General features: G+C 62.0%; 12 protein-coding genes and 1 pseudogene. 9 read left to right on the plus strand and 4 right to left on the minus strand.

Annotated features, from left to right (window positions below):
• Positions 1–152: 152 nt before the first annotated feature.
• Positions 153–1,007, minus strand: coding sequence for a methyl-accepting chemotaxis protein (locus ACA047_RS11180; protein ID WP_497360305.1), 855 nt, complete (start codon positions 1,005–1,007; stop codon positions 153–155).
• A 6-nt stretch (positions 1,008–1,013) separates the two neighbouring features.
• A pseudogene (locus tag ACA047_RS11185) lies at positions 1,014–2,096 on the minus strand (HAMP domain-containing protein); the annotation flags it as partial.
• Between the two features lie 277 nt (positions 2,097–2,373).
• Between ACA047_RS11185 and ACA047_RS11190 the strand changes: the two are divergent.
• Positions 2,374–3,405: a GlxA family transcriptional regulator gene (locus tag ACA047_RS11190; protein ID WP_497359244.1), complete on the plus strand. Its 1,032-nt coding sequence runs from the start codon at positions 2,374–2,376 to the stop codon at positions 3,403–3,405.
• 77 nt (positions 3,406–3,482) lie between these two features.
• Here ACA047_RS11190 and ACA047_RS11195 read toward each other — a convergent pair whose 3' ends face one another.
• The gene (locus tag ACA047_RS11195; protein ID WP_497359245.1) at positions 3,483–4,205 is read right to left on the minus strand and encodes a pirin family protein; all 723 of its coding nucleotides are present in this window, start codon (positions 4,203–4,205) and stop codon (positions 3,483–3,485) included.
• 288 nt (positions 4,206–4,493) lie between these two features.
• Here ACA047_RS11195 and ACA047_RS11200 point away from each other — a divergent pair, with 288 nt between their 5' ends.
• Together ACA047_RS11200 and ACA047_RS11205 are read left to right on the plus strand one after the other, a co-directional pair.
• Positions 4,494–5,444 carry a GlxA family transcriptional regulator gene (locus tag ACA047_RS11200; RefSeq protein ID WP_497359246.1) on the plus strand — a complete coding sequence of 317 codons (951 nt, stop codon included), beginning with the start codon at positions 4,494–4,496 and terminating at the stop codon, positions 5,442–5,444.
• Between the two features lie 182 nt (positions 5,445–5,626).
• Positions 5,627–7,117, plus strand: coding sequence for an ATP-binding protein (locus tag ACA047_RS11205; RefSeq protein ID WP_497359247.1), 1,491 nt, complete (start codon positions 5,627–5,629; stop codon positions 7,115–7,117).
• On the opposite strand, the gene ACA047_RS11210 is transcribed toward ACA047_RS11205, so the two are convergent.
• Positions 7,064–9,868, minus strand: coding sequence for an ATP-binding protein (locus ACA047_RS11210; protein ID WP_497359248.1), 2,805 nt, complete (start codon positions 9,866–9,868; stop codon positions 7,064–7,066). The genes ACA047_RS11205 and ACA047_RS11210 overlap by 54 nt on opposite strands.
• Positions 9,869–10,250: 382 nt before the next feature.
• Between ACA047_RS11210 and ACA047_RS11215 the strand changes: the two genes are divergently transcribed.
• From ACA047_RS11215 to ycaC, 6 genes are all read left to right on the plus strand, one after another.
• Positions 10,251–11,072: an alpha/beta fold hydrolase gene (locus ACA047_RS11215; protein ID WP_497359249.1), complete on the plus strand. Its 822-nt coding sequence runs from the start codon at positions 10,251–10,253 to the stop codon at positions 11,070–11,072.
• 59 nt (positions 11,073–11,131) lie between these two features.
• Positions 11,132–12,079 (plus strand): LysR family transcriptional regulator, encoded by a 948-nt coding sequence (locus ACA047_RS11220; RefSeq protein ID WP_497359250.1) that lies wholly within the window; start codon positions 11,132–11,134, stop codon positions 12,077–12,079.
• The gene (locus ACA047_RS11225) at positions 12,076–12,489 is read left to right on the plus strand and encodes a DoxX family protein (RefSeq protein ID WP_497359251.1); all 414 of its coding nucleotides are present in this window, start codon (positions 12,076–12,078) and stop codon (positions 12,487–12,489) included. The genes ACA047_RS11220 and ACA047_RS11225 overlap by 4 nt, the downstream gene beginning before the upstream one ends.
• Entirely contained in the window at positions 12,482–13,105 is a 624-nt protein-coding gene (locus ACA047_RS11230; protein ID WP_497359252.1) for an antibiotic biosynthesis monooxygenase, read from the plus strand. Before ACA047_RS11225 ends, ACA047_RS11230 begins: the two co-directional genes overlap by 8 nt.
• Before the next feature lie 189 nt (positions 13,106–13,294).
• Entirely contained in the window at positions 13,295–15,133 is a 1,839-nt protein-coding gene (locus ACA047_RS11235; RefSeq protein WP_497359253.1) for an amidohydrolase, read from the plus strand.
• 143 nt (positions 15,134–15,276) lie between these two features.
• Entirely contained in the window at positions 15,277–15,906 is a 630-nt protein-coding gene (gene ycaC, locus ACA047_RS11240; protein WP_497359254.1) for an isochorismate family cysteine hydrolase YcaC, read from the plus strand.
• The last annotated feature ends 160 nt before the right edge of the window (positions 15,907–16,066 follow it).

The following is a 16,066-nucleotide window of genomic DNA, read 5'->3' on the forward strand; positions in this document are numbered from 1 at the left end:
TCATGCGGGACGGCGATGGGGTTAATCTCCCGGTGCTGCCTGAACGGCGGAGAGGGGAGCTTTCTTGAGCGGGCCAGTGCTTTACATGGCGTGTTGTATCGCGGGGGGATTCGATTACATCGAGCCGTCCTTGGCTCTGAGCTAACGACAGGTTAGAACTTGAAGCGCCCAACCAAGCCCTTGAGCTGCCCGGAAATATCCGTCAAACGCCCCGATCCGGTCTGCGCCGAGTGGGCAAACTCCTCGACCAACTGCGCATCGGCATGGATCTGCGCGATGTGCCGGTTGATGTCTTCGGCCACCTGGTGTTGTTCCTCTGCCGCCGTGGCGATCTGAGTGTTCTGGTCGCGAATCGAGTCCACCGAGGTGCGGATCTTTTCGAAACTGTCGCGAGCCTGCTGGATGCGTTCAACGCTGGTTTGTGACACTTGCAGGCTGCCCTGCATTTGTTGGGTCACTTCCTGGGTGCGCCGCGCGAGGTTGCCGAGCAGGCTGTCGATCTCACCGGTGGAATCGGCGGTGCGCCGTGCCAGGGCGCGAACTTCGTCGGCGACCACGGCAAACCCGCGGCCCTGATCACCTGCGCGTGCTGCTTCGATGGCAGCGTTGAGGGCCAACAGGTTGGTCTGTTCGGCGATCGAGCGAATGGTGTCGAGGATGGTGTTGATGTTCTTGCTGTCCTGTTCAAGCGCCTGCATGGTCTGGGTCGACTGTTGCAGGTCCTCGCTCAGTTTCAGCACGCTGCCGGTGGCTTCGCCGATGTGATGCTGCCCATCGTTCACATCACGGTAACCCGCGTCCGCACTGGAGGCGGCCTGGCTGCAGGAACGCGCCACTTCGTTGGCGGTGGCGACCATCTCGTTGAACGCGGTGCTGACCAATTCCACCGCCTGGCGCTGGCGCCCTGCGGCTTCGTTCATGTTCTGGGCTACTTCACTGGTGTCGGCCGCCGCGCTTTGCAGGTCCGAAGACGCGCTGCCGATGCGTTGCACCAGTTGCGCGATCATGCCCAGGAACTGGTTGAACCAGCTCGCCAGGGTGGCGGTTTCGTCCTTGCCCTGCACAGTGAGTTGGCGGGTGAGGTCGCCTTCACCTTCGGCGATTTCCTGCAGGCCGTTTGCAACGCCGCGAATCGGTCGCACGATCATGCTGGCGAAACTGGCACCGACGATGGCGAAGACCACCGCCAGCGCGGCAGCAATGGCGGCTATCAACCAAGTCAGGCTTGAGGCCTGGGCCATCACTTCGTCGCGTTTGATCAGGCCAATGAAGCGCCAGCCCAAGCCTTTGGAACTGACCACGTTGGCCATGTAAGACACGCCATCAATCTCGATCTGGGTCACGCCATCGCTGCTCTTGGCAAGTGCGGCGTAGTTGGGACCCAGGTCAGCCAGGGGCTTGAAGTTGTGCTTGGCATCGCTGGGATCAACCAGAACGTTGCCGCTGGCTTCGATCAGCATCAGGTAGCCGCTGTCACCCAACTTGATGTTTTTGACCAGTTCGGTCAGTTGCTTGAGCGACACGTCCAGGCCGACAACGCCAACCAGCTTGCCGGTGGCGTCGGCGACGGTGTGTACGATGCCGATCAGCGACACATCGTCCGGCGCCCAGTAATAGGCGTCTGTGCGCACGGTGGTGCCGGGTGCGGCGATGGCGGCCTTGTACCAAGGGCGCACGCGCGGGTCGTAATTGGAAATTTTGGGGTCGTCGGGCCAACTGGCATAACCACCATCGGCCAGCCCCAGGGAAAGATAGGCGGTGGTCGGATGGCTCTTGGCGAATCTGTCGAAGATCTCCAAAAGCTGTTTGTTGTTCTCAGGGAGAGGAATTTGTGCAGCGTCGGCACCGGCGTAGTTTTTCAAATCCTTGCTCGAGACGATTCGCGGGTCTTTGGCGAAGAATTCGACGTTCTGGCTGATACCGTCGAAAAACTGCTTCATCCCGTTATCGATCTGGCGGATTTCACGGCCGCTGCTGTCCAGGAAGTTGGCTTTTGCGGCGTCGCGCAGGTTCAACACGACAAGCACCGCCACCAGGATAACCGGGAGGCAGGCGATGGCCGCGAACGCCCAGGTCAGCTTCTGTTTGATATTCATGTCTTCTCCCGCAGGTGTTTATAAGTGTTGGTATGGCGCAAACAGTAGCGGTGAGGGTCGCAAGTGCTGAAAAGGGGGATAGCGCCCATGCTTACTCCCAACCTATCGGCTGAAAATGTACGCACTTTAGAGCGGTCGGCGCCCGGTGTAGCGAGGTGATTGCCGTCAGCGTCGCTAATCTGGAAGATGGTGCCAGCGGCTCGATACGCCTTGAGCTGTTGCTCAAGGCGCGAGCGTGAAACAAGTCCCGATCGCCTTCATGTATCAACGAGGCCCTATGCCCAGCGCATTCGAAAGCGTACTTAAAAACAAGAACATGGCTTATCGGCCGCTCGGGTCGTCACCTGCCAGCCAGGTTCCGATTCGCGTCGCGTTTGTATTGATGGACAATTTCTCGATGATGTCCTTTACCGGTGCGGTGGACGCGTTGGTGACCGCCAACCTGATGAGCGACATGCCCCTCTACGAGGTGCTGACGGTAGGGGCGTCGGGGTGCCAGGTGACGAGTGATCTGGGGATTGTCATTTCTACCGACACCGAGTTGGCGCAGCTGCCGGATAATCAAGACGTTCTGATCGTCGCCGGGGGCTTTCGCGTGAAGTTGCAAAGCTCTGCGTTGCTGCGCCGCAAGTTGCGCGCCAATGCGGCGTCCGGGGCGATATTGGGTGGGCTCTGGAACGGCGTTTTTTTTGTGGCCGATGCCAACCTGCTTGATGGATTTGAATGCGCTGTTCACCCGGAGAGTCGCGCCACGATGGCGGAGATGTTTCCTCACGTGAAGGTTTGCGGCCGTGCCTATGTCGTTGACCGGCAGCGGGTCAGTTGCGCCGGTGCGAACAGTTCGCTGCGCATGATGCTCCAGTTGATCCGCCAGACGGGAGGGCAGGCGCTGGTGAGCGCAATCGAGGAAATTCTTCGGTGTGATGAGTCTGGCGATGATGCGACGGACTTGCCTGCGGTCTTCATCGAGACGGACCCGACGTTGCCGGAAAGTCTCAAGCTGGCTTTGGAACTGATGTGGCAAAACGTAGAGGAGCCCTTGACCATTGATGAGCTGGCGGTGTGCGTCAAGATTTCCAAGCGTCAGTTGGAGCGGCGGTTTTGCAGCTTTCTCGGCGCGACCCCAACGCGTTACTACCTGGAACTGCGCCTGACACGCGCTCGCCAACTCATCCAGCAAACCAATCGGTCAGTGACAGAAATTGCGGTGGCTACGGGCTTCGTCAGCTCCCCGCACTTTCAGCGTCGCTTTCGGGATTTTTTCGGTGTTCCGCCCGGTAGCTATCGTGCGACGTTTACGCGCAAATAGAGTGAGTCGCAGCGCTTGGAACGGAAAAACCGGTGCCTGTAAAGGCACCGGTTTTTTATGGGCAGCGGATTCTAAACTCATGGCATTTGCGGCAATTCCTGCGGCCGCAGATCAAACACCAAGACTTCGGCATCCTGGCCGTTGCCCAATGTCAGCAGCTGCTCCGCACGCACCCGCACGCCATCACCTTCCTGTAATGGAACACCATTAAGTTCGACGTTGCCTCGGGCCACATGCACATAGGCGTAGCGATCAGCTGCCAGGGTCAGGGTGGCGCTTTCTGTCCCATCGAACAGCCCGGCGTAGACCCGTGCGTCCTGGCGCACGTGGAGCGAGCCATCGGCGCCGTCCGGGGAAATGATCAATTGCAGGCGTCCGCGTTTCTGTTCGCTGCTGAAGTGCTCCTGTTGATAGCGTGGCGTGGCGCCACTGACGTTGGGCACGATCCAGATTTGCAGGAAGTGCACCCGCTCGTCTGCGCTGTGATTGAACTCGCTGTGGGCCACGCCGCTGCCGGCGCTCATCAGTTGCACGTCGCCCGGACGGATGACCGAGCCCGTCCCCAGGGTGTCCTTATGCTCCAGGGCGCCCTCGAGCACATAGGAAAAAATCTCCATGTCGCGGTGAGGGTGCTGGCCGAAACCTTTGGCGGCGGCGACCCGGTCGTCATTGATGACCAGCAGGTCGGAGAAGCCTTGTTCGTTGACGTTACGGTAGCTGGCGAAGGAAAACGTGTGGAACGAAGTCAGCCAGCCGTGGCGGGCGATGCCGCGGTCCGAAGCTTTGCGAAGAGTCAGCATGGTAGTTCTCCTGATTTCTGTGGGCGGTGGCTCTGGCCGTTCGCCGGGTTCAGAAGAAGGTTAATGGTTATCGGATTGTTCAATAAGTAGATGGAAAACGAAATACTGTCCGTTTTGAGTGGACAATAGACGGCTCTCGTCAGCAGACGCTTCGCTTGGCCATAATGTTGGGACCTGGCCTGATAAACGATACAAACCCTGTGGGAGCGAGCCTGCTCGCTCCCACAAGGTTCATCTGGCGGTCGTTAGGCTCTGCTGTGCTTCCCTGGATTTTTTGGCGTATTCCCGATGAAAACCGTCGCAATGGTGCTGTTTCCGGATTTTTTGCTGCTCGACATGGCCGGGCCGCTTGAAGTGTTTTCCATCGCCAATCGTTATCTTGAGCCGGATCACCGTTATCAGATACTGACCCTGGGCTCCGAGCGCGGGCCCTTGCGGGCGTCCAACGGTGTGGTGGTACAGACCGATATTCACATTGACCAGGCCTGGGCCGCCTATGACGTGTTGCTGGTGCCGGGCGGGCCGGGGGCCTATAACGACCCGCATCCGGGGCTGCACACCTGGCTGCGGGCCGCGGCGCAACGGGCCACGCGCTACGGCTCTATTTGCACCGGGGCTTTTGTGCTGGGTGAGGCTGGGTTGCTCGACGGTTACCGCGTCACCACTCACTGGCATTACACCGAACGCCTGATCCGGCGTTTTCCCAAGGCATTGGTAGAAACCGACAAGATTTTCCTGCAGGACCGGCGCCTGATCACCTCCGGCGGCGTCACCGCCGGTATCGACCTGGCACTGTCGATCGTCGCGCAAGACCACGGGCGCAAAGTGGCGCTGGATGTGGCCAAGGTGTTGCTGGTGGTGATGAAACGCCAGGGTGGGCAAGCGCAGTTCAGCCCTCTGGTGGCGGCGGTGGCGACGCAGGAGTCGGCCATCACCCGGGTGCAGAATCATGTGATGGAGCATCTGGAGGAACCCTTCACCATCGAACGCATGGCAGCACTGGCCGCCATGAGCTCGCGGCATTTCGCCCGGGTATTCGCCCGTGAAGTGAAAATGACGCCCATGGAATTCCTGCAAGGCGCGCGCATCGACCGGGCCCGTCAGTTGCTGGAAACCACGGACTTGCCCCTCAAGACCGTGGCATTTCGCAGTGGGTTCGGCAGTGTGCGGCACATGCGTTTTCTGTTCAGTGAAAAGCTCGGCCTGACCCCGGTGCAGTATCGCCAGCAGTTCAGTTGAGCCCTGGTGTCCGTCCAGGGCACCGCGATGTCCGTGACGCTCCCTGCGCCAGCATTGTCCTCTGGCTGGTGGCTGCCAAGATAAAGGCGAACCCTCTGGAAAGGATGCGCAGGAGCCAGGGCAGACGCGTTCGGTGATCCGCAACGCCATGCCCGGACCGGTTATCCGGCGCTGGATCGCCCATGAACAGTTTCGTCAAACCCGATACCGAGCCGGCGGTGGGCTTCGGTCCGTTTACCTTCTACCGGCAGCAGCGACTGGTCACCCGTGACGGCAAGCCCTTGGCGCTGGGCGGACGCGCCCTGGACATTTTCCAGGTGCTGGTTGAACACGCCGGCACCTTCGTCAGCAAGCAGGCGCTCATCGCGCGCGTCTGGCCTGACAGGGTCGTGGAAGAGATCAACCTGCGGGTGCATATCGCGGCGCTACGGCGGGCCTTCGGTAACGGACGGGACGGTTGTTGCTACATCCTCAATCATCCCCGGCAAGGCTATTGCTTTACGGCGCCTTTGGTTGCGCAAGGGGACGTCGAACGGCCTGTCGCCAGACTGCCCGAGCGACATAACCTGCCCGCACGCCTGAGCCCGTTGATCGGTCGCGATAAAGTGTTGGGACGGTTGCTGGGCGAAGTGCCCCGTCAACCCCTGACCACCGTGACCGGCCCGGGCGGCGTCGGCAAAACCACCGTGGTGTTGCGGGTGGCGGAGCTGTTGCTGGAACACTTTGACGACGGTGCCTGGTTTGTTGATCTGTCCGCCATCAGCGACCCCTCGCAGGTGTCGGCGCAGGTTGCTCGCACCCTCGGTCTGGCGTGCGGACCTTTGGGCCAGCAGCTAACGCCGTGTCGGATGTTGTTGGTGCTCGATGGCTGTGAGCATGTGCTCGATGCGTGCCGCCAACTTGCCCTGGCGCTGCGTGCCTTGGCACCAGGGGTGTCGCTGCTGCTCAGCAGCCGCGAACCCCTGAACCTCACTGATGAACGGGTCGTGCCACTGCCCGGCTTGGCAGTGGCGTCCCCCCTTGAAGCTGAGCACCAGATAGTGGCGTGCCCGGCGGTGCAGTTGTTGATTGATCGGGTCGGCGCCCTGCAGCAAGGCTCCAAGCCAAGTGGCCGCGATCTGGTGACCATTGCTCAGATCTGCCAGCGCCTGGACGGGTTGCCGCTGGCGCTGGAGCTGGCGGCGGCCCAGGTCGGCACCTTGGGCGTGTCCGGCGTCTTGGAGCAGTTGGTCCATGGCCTATCACTCTTGAGTCACGGAAGGCGTACCGCGCAGGCCCGGCACCAAAGCCTGGAAGCTACGCTGGACTGGAGTTTCGAACGCTTGAGTGGCGACGAACAAGCGGCATTCCAGCGTCTGGCGGTGTTCGATGCGCCGTTTACCCTAAAGGCCGCGATGGCCGTGATCAGTTGCGCTGAGCTGGGCATGGACCAACTGCCCGAACTGCTGGCACGGCTGGTCAGTCAATCCCTGCTGATGGTGGAGCAGGGTCCCGAAGGGGAGCGCTATCACCTGCTTCAGACCACCCGCGCCTATGCCCGGGAAAAACTGCGGCGCTGTGGCCAATGGCATTTGTTCCATCGGCAGTACGTGCTGCAAGAAGCGTGGGGCAAGCGCCGTTCAAGGCCCGAGCCGTCGAGTCAACTGCTGGAGCAGCGCGTCGGCTTCCTGTAGGTCGGGGGTATCGAAGCCTTCGTTGAAACGCCGATAGACTGGCCCAAGCAGATCCAGCGCGGCGTGCGCCTGACCCCGCCGTTGCCATAACCGGGCCAGGGACAGGGCGCTGCGCAGTTCCCAGGCCAGGGCATTGTGGCGGCGGGCCACGGCCAGGGCGGCCAGCAGCTGGTCTTCGGCGCGCGCCTCCAGCGATCGGTCGTTCTGCGCGAGCAAGGCTTCGGCGCTGGCCCGCAGGATTTCCGCCGAGCACCAGCCTGCGGCACCACTGTGGGCACGCTCGATTTGCGCCGGGCTGACGAAGTCGGCGCGCAGTGTGACAACGATGTCCTGGATCAGCCCGGCCGTGGTCGGGCTTGCCTCCAGGGTTTCGCCATCGAATGCACAGGCGTAATGGCGAGCCCAGTCGTTGAACAACATCACTGAATGTTTTTTGGCCTGGTGGTGCAACAATTCGAGCCTTTGCCGGGCAATTAAATGGTCACCGTTGTAGCGCGCGATCACGCAACCGCTCATCGCCAGGGTGTAGCAGATCGAAGTGCCGTGGTTGATCTGCAAGGCGATCTGCAGCGCGAGGTTGGCGGTGCGCCGGGCTTTCTCGGCAAACCCTTGCAGCCAGAGGATGCGCGCCAGAATCGTCAGCGCGGCCACGCTCTGATCGTATTGCACGCCGAAGCCGTGGGTGAAATGACTGAGGTGACCGCTCTGGGCCAGACGCTGGATCACTTGCTCGGCATCGCGTCGCGCCGCGCTCTGGTCGCCGGCAAAATGTAGCGCCAGCACGCGCAGGCGTTGGGTGCTCAAGGAGAGGATCGGGTCTGCGTGCAGGCCCAGTCGGTCGAAATCCTGGCTTTGTTCAAGCGCCTGTTGGTAGTTGCCGCAACTGAGGTTGACGGTCATGTGCCCCGACACGGCCCGCAGCTCGCCGGTCAGGTCCTGGCATTGCTGCGCCAGTTGCCGGGCAGTGACAAAGGCGCTGATGGTGGTCGGCGTACCCCCCTCGGTGTGGTAGTTGAAACTGCCGCGGGCCAGTTCCAGGGCGAGGGTCAGCTTTGGGCACGGCGTGGGGCTGGCCCGTAATAATTTCAGCGCTTTTCTGACATACAGCCCGTGCTCCTTGAGCAGCGACAGCTCCTGCCAGAGGGGCAGGGTACGGGCGGTCAGGCGGATCGCTATGGTGTGGGAGCCCTGGGGGGCCAACCCCCGGTCGAGTGCTGCACGAATGTCGTCGCGATAGGCTGCATAGCGGTCGATCCACAGCCGCGTGGGGGTGTTCTTCCAGTCGTTTTCGGCCTGTTCCATGAGCGTCAGGCAGCGCTCGGCGTGGCGCTCCCGGCTGGTAGGCAGTTCCCCGGCTTCGGCGAGTTTTTCCAAGGCGTAGCTGCGGGTGGTGTCCAGCAGGCGATAACGCACTTCTTCATCGCCAATTTCTACGTTGAGCAACGATTTGGCGACCAGTTGGCTGACCGACACCAGCACCTGGTCGGGCGCGACATGCTGGCCGACGATCACCGCCGCCGCCGACGCCAGGTTGAAACTGCCCATGAACACCGCCAGCCGCCGCAGGCAGGTCTGCTCGCACGGGGTGAGCAGCGCGAAGCTCCAGTCCAGCGTGGCGCGCAGGGTTTGTTGACGCGGTGTGGCGGTGTCGTGGTGGAGCAGGGCGACGCTGCTCTGCAGTTGCCGGTGAAGCTCCACCAGCCCGAAGGGGCCGATCTGAGCAGCGGCCAATTCGATTGCCAGGGGAATGCCGTCCAGCCGCTGGCAGATGTCGACCACCAACGGCACCTCGCGGTCGGTCAGTTCGAAGCCGTCATGGCTGGCCAGCGCCCGCTCGGCGAACAATTGCAACGCCGGGTACTCCAGGGCCGGATATCCCTCGATGGGCATCTCCCTCGGCGGGAACGCCAAGGAATCCAGACGCTGCACGTGTTCGCCTTCGGCCCGCAGGCTTTCGCGGCTGGTGGCCAGGATATGCAGGTGAGGGGCACCGCGCAGCAAGGTTTCGCTGAGCTGGGCGACGGTATCGATCAGGTGTTCGCAGTTGTCGATCAGCAGCAACAGATGCCGCTCCTTGACCTGCCGGGCGATGGCGTCCAGCGGGTCGCCGTCATGCAGCGGCAGGTCCAGCAGCGCACACAGGTTGGGGGCGATCATGGTCGGGTCGCTGAGCGCCGCCAGGTCCAGCAGATAAGTGCCATCGTGGTAGTGGCCGATCAGCCGTTCGGCAACCCGCAGGGCGACAGTGGTCTTGCCGATGCCTCCGGTACCGACCAGGGTGATGAAGCGTTTGCGCGGTAACTGGTCCACCAGGCTTTGCACCAATGCCTGGCGTCCGATCATTCGGGTGCAGGGCAGCGGCAGGTTACAGGCCAGTGAAGGGTGAGGGATGCGCGCCAGTTGCTCGAGTGGCTCAAGTGACACTGGCGCGACAAAACTGTAGCCGCGTTGCGCCACGGTGACGATGTAACGCTGGCCGGCCTGGCCATCGCCTAGCGCCTTGCGCAGTGCCGCGACGTGCACCCGCAGGTTGGTGTCTTCCACGACACTCTTGGGCCAGACACGGGCGATCAATTGTTGTTTGCTCACCACCTGCCCGGCGTGTTCGAGCAGCACCAGCAGAATCTCCACCGCCCGCCGCCCCAGTCGCAACGGTTGCCCGGCTTCCAGCACCAGGCGTTGGCGCGGATGGACCCGGTAAGGGCCGAAATGCACAGTCTTTTCGACGGGCAGGCTGAGGAATTGGCTCATGTTGCTCTCAATGTTCTGATCCCGGTGCAGGGGCTTTACCCGAGCATATTCCTCAGGTTTGGCTTCAAGCGCAACGGCGACGAGGCTTCCCGGGGCTGCGTGCCAGCCACAGACCCCTGTGGTTGCCAACAGAAGAACCTGTGGCGAGGGAGCTTGCTCCCGCTGGGCCGCGAAGCGGCCCCAAAAGCCCAATCCCCAATAAATCTGACACGCCGAGGTGTCAGTTTGAGGGCTGCTGCGCAGTCCAGCGGGAGCAAGCTCCCTCGCCACGAAAGCGGTTTTTTAACACCGCAGTCCCGAAAAAATTAACAACGTTTAACTCACGCAGATGACGCCTGTGGCCGGACCATTGAACGATCCACCCACCTCAAGGAGTCATGTCATGAGCACTTTCATCACCCGCGACGGCACCGAGATTTACTACAAGGACTGGGGCACTGGTCAACCGGTGGTTTTCAGCCACGGCTGGCCGTTGAACTCGGACAGTTGGGAGGCGCAGATGATGTTCCTGGCGTCCAACGGTTACCGGGTGATCGCCCATGACCGCCGCGGGCACGGGCGTTCCAGCCAGCCTTGGGACGGCAACGACATGGACACCTACGCCGATGACCTGGCCGAGCTGATCGAGCGGCTGGACCTGAACGGAGCGGTGTTGCTGGGCTTCTCCACCGGCGGTGGCGAAGTGGCACGCTACCTCGGCCGCCACGGCGCCGCTCGCGTCGCCAAGCTCGGGCTGATCTCGGCAGTGACGCCGCTGATGGTCAAGACCCCGTCCAACCCTGGTGGCTTGCCCGTCGAAGTGTTCGACGGTTTCCGCCAAGCCTCTCTGGCTGACCGTTCTCAGCTATACAAAGATGTGGCCAGCGCGTTTTTCGGCGCCAATCGGCCGGGTGCCAAAGTGTCCCAGGGCATGATCGATTGGTTCTGGATGCAGGGCATGCTCGCCGGTCACAAAAACACTTACGACTGCATCAAGGCGTTCTCGGAGACGGACCTTTCCGAAGACCTGCGCAATATCGACGTGCCGACCCTCGTGGTTCACGGCGATGACGACCAAGTGGTGCCGATCGAAACCGCCGGCATCGCGGCCGCCAAGTTGCTCAAAAACTCACAGCTGCTGGTTTACCCAGGCGCACCCCACGGCCTGACCGATACCCACAAGGACCGGCTGAACGCGGACCTGCTGGCGTTCATCCAGGGCTGAAGTGTGCCGGCGCGGGCTGACACCCGCGCCGGTACCTTGTATTCAAAGGATCGAAACCCATGAATCGCAACGATCTACGCCGTCTCGACATGAACCTGCTGGTGATCTTCGAGGCGCTGATGTTCGAGAAGAACCTGACCCGCGTCGCCGAAAAGCTGTTCATGGGCCAGCCGGCGGTGAGCGCGGCGCTGGGGCGGCTACGGGATCTGTTCGATGATCCGCTGCTGATACGCCACGGTCGCGGCATGGAACCGACCCCGCGGGCCCTGTCGATTCTGCAGGAGCTGCAGCCTGCTATGGATACCATTTCCGGCGCCGTCAGCCGGGCCAAGGCTTTCGATCCGTCCACCAGTTCTGACGTGTTTCGCATCGGTCTATCCGACGATGCCGAATTCGGGCTGTTTCCACCCTTGCTGACCCAACTGCGCGAAGAAGCGCCCGGCATCATAGTGGTCGTGCGTCGGGCTAATTTTCTGTTGATGTCGTCGCTGCTGGCCAGCGGCGAAATCAGCGTCGGTGTCAGTTACACCACGGATTTGCCGGCCAACGCCAAGCGCAAGAAACTGCGCGACATCCCCTGCAAGATCCTGCGCGGCGACAAGCGCCCGGGGCCGATGACCCTCGACGAATACTGCTCGCGGCCTCATGCCATGGTTTCGTTCTCGGGCGATCTGAGCGGCAACATCGACCTGGACCTGGCCCGTATCGGCCGGGCCCGCAAAGTGGTGCTGGCGGTGCCGCAATTCAGTGGGCTGCGGGCCTTGCTGGCCGGCACCGAACTGATCGCCACCGTGCCCGACTACGCGGCCTGCGCGCTGGTGGAAGGCTGTGCGCTGCGCGCCGAGGATCCGCCGTTCGAGATCAATGCCGCCGAGCTGTCGATGGTCTGGAGCGGTGTGCATGACAACGACCCGGCCGAGCGCTGGCTGCGTTCGCGCATTGCCACCCACATGTCCCAACCGTTGCCGACAACGGCCGCGACGGACCCGCACGGCGCTCACCGATGAACCTCTCTGACGAACGCCCCCTGCAGGATCTGGGCTTGTTATGCCTGCGCCTGAGCGGCGCGCTGTTTTTGCTGTGGGTCCATGGGCTGCCGAAGCTGCTGCATTACAGCGTTGAACTGACCCGTATCGAAGACCCGTTTCACCTTGGCGCGGCGCCCACCCTGATCCTGGCGATTTTTGCCGAGGTGCTGTGTCCGTTGCTGATCATGACCGGTGTCCTGGTGCGCCTGGCGTGCCTGCCTATCCTGTTTCTGCTGGCCGTGGCGCTGCTGGTGGTGCACACACAGTGGAGCCTGGAAGAAGGGCAGTTCGGCTGGTTGCTGCTGATTGTATTTACCAGCGTATTCATCGCCGGGCCTGGACGCCTGGCGCTGAACACCCGTTTTGTTGGAGTGCTTCGCCATGTCTGAATCTCAAACCGTTGAACCCATTGCGAGCCCTGCCAAACCTGGCTTCGACGAAATAGTGACCCTGGTGGTCAAGCACCGGATCAAGGCCGGTCAGGACGCGGCCTACGAGGTCTGGTTGCGACGCATCGTACGCGTGGCCGGTCAACGGCCGGGGCACCTGGGAGTGGATGTGGTCCGGGGCAAGCAGGGTGGCTTGTCGCTGTTCACCTGCGTACTGCGTTTCTGCTCCACCGAGGCCATGCAACGCTGGCTGGATTCGCCCGAGCGCCGCGAACTGGTGGAGGAGGCCACTCCCTTGCTGGCCGACGGTGACCAGACCGAAATCGCGCCGCACAAGGAATTCTGGTTCGCCCCCTTGGCGGATGCCTCCACACCGCCGCCGCGCTGGAAACAGGCCGTGGTGTCGCTGCTGGTCATCTTGCCGCACACCTTGCTGGTGCCACTGATCTGGGGGCCATTGTTGAAGCTCAATGGGTTTCTCTCCAACTACCTGGTCGCCACGTTCCTGATCACCCTGACCATCGTGATCTCGGTGGTGTACGTGTGCATGCCCCTGGCGACCCGGCTGTTCGCGCCCTGGCTCCAAGCCTCAAAGGCCCACGAACACCTGGAATAAGCATTGCCGAGCTGTTGTGCCAAACATTGTTGTGCCAAGCACTGTTGTGGCGAGGGAGCTTGCTCCCGCTCGGGCGCGTAGCGTCCGCTCTTTTTGGGGCCGCTTCGCAGCCCACCGGGAGCAAGCTCCCTCGCCACGGACTGTATTTATCTTGATGTGTCCGCACATCCATTGTCGAAGGGAAATCCGATGAACGCCGATCTGATTCTGTTCAATGGTCAATTCCACACCGTAGACCGGGAAAATCCACGGGCCAGTGCCGTGGCCATCAGCCAGGGCACGTTCGTTGCCGTGGGCACCGACGCCCAGGCCATGGCCTTGCGCGGCAGCGGCACCCAGGTCATCGACCTCAAGGGCCGCACCGTCATTCCCGGGCTCAACGACTCGCACTTGCACCTGATCCGCGGCGGCCTGAACTACAACCTGGAGCTGCGTTGGGAAGGGGTCCCGTCCCTGGCCGATGCCTTGCGCATGCTCAAGGACCAGGCCGATCGCACGCCGACACCGCAGTGGGTTCGGGTAGTGGGTGGTTGGAACGAATTTCAGTTTGCCGAAAAACGCATGCCGACCCTGGAAGAACTCAACCAGGCCGCCCCCGACACCCCGGTGTTCGTGTTGCACCTGTATGACCGTGCCTTGCTCAACCGCGCGGCGCTGCGGGTGGCCGGCTACACCCGTGACACACCGAACCCGCCGGGCGGCGAGATTGTCCGCGACAGCAAGGGCGAGCCCACCGGCATGTTGGTGGCACGGCCCAATGCAATGATCCTTTACTCGACCCTGGCCAAGGGGCCGAAGTTGCCCCTGGAGTACCAGGTCAACTCCACGCGCCAGTTCATGCGTGAACTCAATCGACTGGGGCTGACCAGCGCCATTGATGCTGGCGGTGGCTTCCAGAATTACCCGGACGATTATGCGGTGATCGAACAGTTGGCGCGGGAGCAGCAGTTGACGGTGCGCATCGCCTACAACCTGTTCACCCAGAAGCCCAAGGAAGAACTCTCTGACTTCAAGAACTGGACCGGTAGCGTCAAGTTGCACCAGGGCGATGATTTCCTGCGGCATAACGGCGCCGGTGAAATGCTGGTGTTCTCGGCGGCAGATTTCGAGGACTTCCTGGAGCCGCGTCCGGACCTGCCGCCCGGCATGGAGCAGGATCTGGAGCCGGTGGTCCGTCACCTGGTGGAGCAACGCTGGCCGTTCCGCCTGCATGCCACCTATGACGAATCCATCAGCCGCATGCTCGATGTGTTCGAGAAGGTCAACCGTGACATTCCGTTCAACGGCCTGCCCTGGTTTTTCGACCACGCCGAGACCATCACGCCGCAGAACATCGAACGGGTCCGGGCGCTGGGCGGCGGTATCGCGATCCAGGATCGCATGGCCTTCCAGGGTGAATACTTCGTCGACCGCTACGGTGCCAAGGCCGCCGAAGCCACGCCGCCGATCAAGCGCATGCTGGCCGAAGGCGTGCCGGTAGGTGCTGGCACCGACGCCACCCGAGTGTCGAGCTACAACCCCTGGACCTCGCTGTACTGGATGGTCAGTGGCCGCACGGTGGGTGGCCTGTCGTTGCACGAAGAAGGCCTGCCGCGCCTGACCGCGTTGGAGCTGTTTACCCATGGCAGCGCCTGGTTCTCGTCGGAGCAGGGCAAGAAAGGCCAGATCAAGGTCGGCCAACTGGCGGACGTGGTGGCCTTGAGCGCGGATTTCTTCAGCGTCGAGGAAGAAGCCATCAAGTGGATCGAGTCCGTGCTGACCGTGGTGGGCGGCAAGGTGGTGTATGCCGCCGGCGACTTCGAAAAACTTGGGCCGGCCAGCGTCCCGGTACTGCCGGACTGGTCGCCGGTGGTCAAGGTCCCGGGTCACTGGCGCCCGACTTCACCGTTGCAGGCGCACGTTCACCAGTGCAGCGGTCCGTGCACGGTGCACTCCCATAGCCATGAGCGGGCGCGGCTGTCGAACGTTCCGGTTAGCGATTTCCAAGGTTTCTGGGGCGCGTTTGGCTGCTCCTGCTTCGCCTTCTGACTGACACACAGATATCCCCCTGTGGGAGCGGGCTTGCTCGCGAAGGCGTCGGCGCATCCGACGTCTTCGCAAGCTGACACTGCGCTATCGCGAGCAGGCTCGCTCCCACAGTTTTTGAAGTACCCATCCAAAGGAGTCATCCCATGAGCAACGTTTCCGCTATCCAACGCCTGAACAAGGACGACGCGGTCGTCCTGCTGGTCGATCACCAGACCGGCCTGATTTCCCTGGTCCAGGACTTCTCGCCCAACGAGTTCAAGAACAACGTCCTGGCCCTGGCGGACCTGGCGAAGTTCTTCAAACTGCCGACCATCCTGACCACCAGTTTCGAAAATGGTCCGAACGGCCCAATGGTGCCGGAGTTGAAAGAGCTGTTCCCGGATGCGCCGTACATTCCACGTCCAGGCCAGATCAACGCCTGGGACAACGAAGATTTCGTCAACGCTGTAAAGGCTACCGGCCGTAAGCAGTTGATCATCGCCGGTGTGGTGACCGACGTTTGCGTGACGTTCCCAACCTTGTCGGCGCTGGCTGAAGGCTTTGAAGTTTTCGTGGTCACCGACGCCTCGGGCACCTTCAACGAAACCGTGCAGCAAGCGGCCTGGGCGCGCATGGCGGCCGCGGGTGCGCAGCTGGTGAACTGGTTCTCGGTAGCGTGTGAGCTTCAGGGTGACTGGCGTAACGACATGGAAGGCCTGGCGAACCTGCTGTCGCCGCGCATCCCGAACTACCGCAACCTGATGAACAGCTATTCGGCGATGGCTGCCAAGTAAGCTGAGTGATTGCTGCTGGACGACGCCCGCCTTGTGCGGGCGTTTTTTTGCGCTTGGCATCCACTTCTTTCAGGCTGATCCACCGCTATCGCGAGCAAGCTTTGCTCCCACAGGTCTTGCGGCTGCGCGATGACGGCGGCACATCCAACACCTTCCCAAC

This window comes from Pseudomonas sp. LBUM1664 (assembly GCF_059695895.1).

Excerpts from the sequence above, each read along its gene's own strand:
- ACA047_RS11235 (WP_497359253.1), top strand. The coding sequence starts at position 13,295 with ATGAACGCCGATCTGATTCTGTTCAATGGTCAATTCCACACCGTAGAC.
- ACA047_RS11220 (WP_497359250.1), top strand. The coding sequence starts at position 11,132 with ATGAATCGCAACGATCTACGCCGTCTCGACATGAACCTGCTGGTGATC.
- ACA047_RS11210 (WP_497359248.1), bottom strand. The coding sequence starts at position 9,868 with ATGAGCCAATTCCTCAGCCTGCCCGTCGAAAAGACTGTGCATTTCGGC.
- ACA047_RS11180 (WP_497360305.1), bottom strand. The coding sequence starts at position 1,007 with ATGATCGCGCAACTGGTGCAACGCATCGGCAGCGCGTCTTCGGACCTG.
- ycaC (WP_497359254.1), top strand. The coding sequence starts at position 15,277 with ATGAGCAACGTTTCCGCTATCCAACGCCTGAACAAGGACGACGCGGTC.
- ACA047_RS11200 (WP_497359246.1), top strand. The coding sequence starts at position 4,494 with ATGAAAACCGTCGCAATGGTGCTGTTTCCGGATTTTTTGCTGCTCGAC.
- ACA047_RS11215 (WP_497359249.1), top strand. The coding sequence starts at position 10,251 with ATGAGCACTTTCATCACCCGCGACGGCACCGAGATTTACTACAAGGAC.
- ACA047_RS11225 (WP_497359251.1), top strand. The coding sequence starts at position 12,076 with ATGAACCTCTCTGACGAACGCCCCCTGCAGGATCTGGGCTTGTTATGC.
- ACA047_RS11195 (WP_497359245.1), bottom strand. The coding sequence starts at position 4,205 with ATGCTGACTCTTCGCAAAGCTTCGGACCGCGGCATCGCCCGCCACGGC.
- ACA047_RS11205 (WP_497359247.1), top strand. The coding sequence starts at position 5,627 with ATGAACAGTTTCGTCAAACCCGATACCGAGCCGGCGGTGGGCTTCGGT.
- ACA047_RS11230 (WP_497359252.1), top strand. The coding sequence starts at position 12,482 with ATGTCTGAATCTCAAACCGTTGAACCCATTGCGAGCCCTGCCAAACCT.
- ACA047_RS11190 (WP_497359244.1), top strand. The coding sequence starts at position 2,374 with ATGCCCAGCGCATTCGAAAGCGTACTTAAAAACAAGAACATGGCTTAT.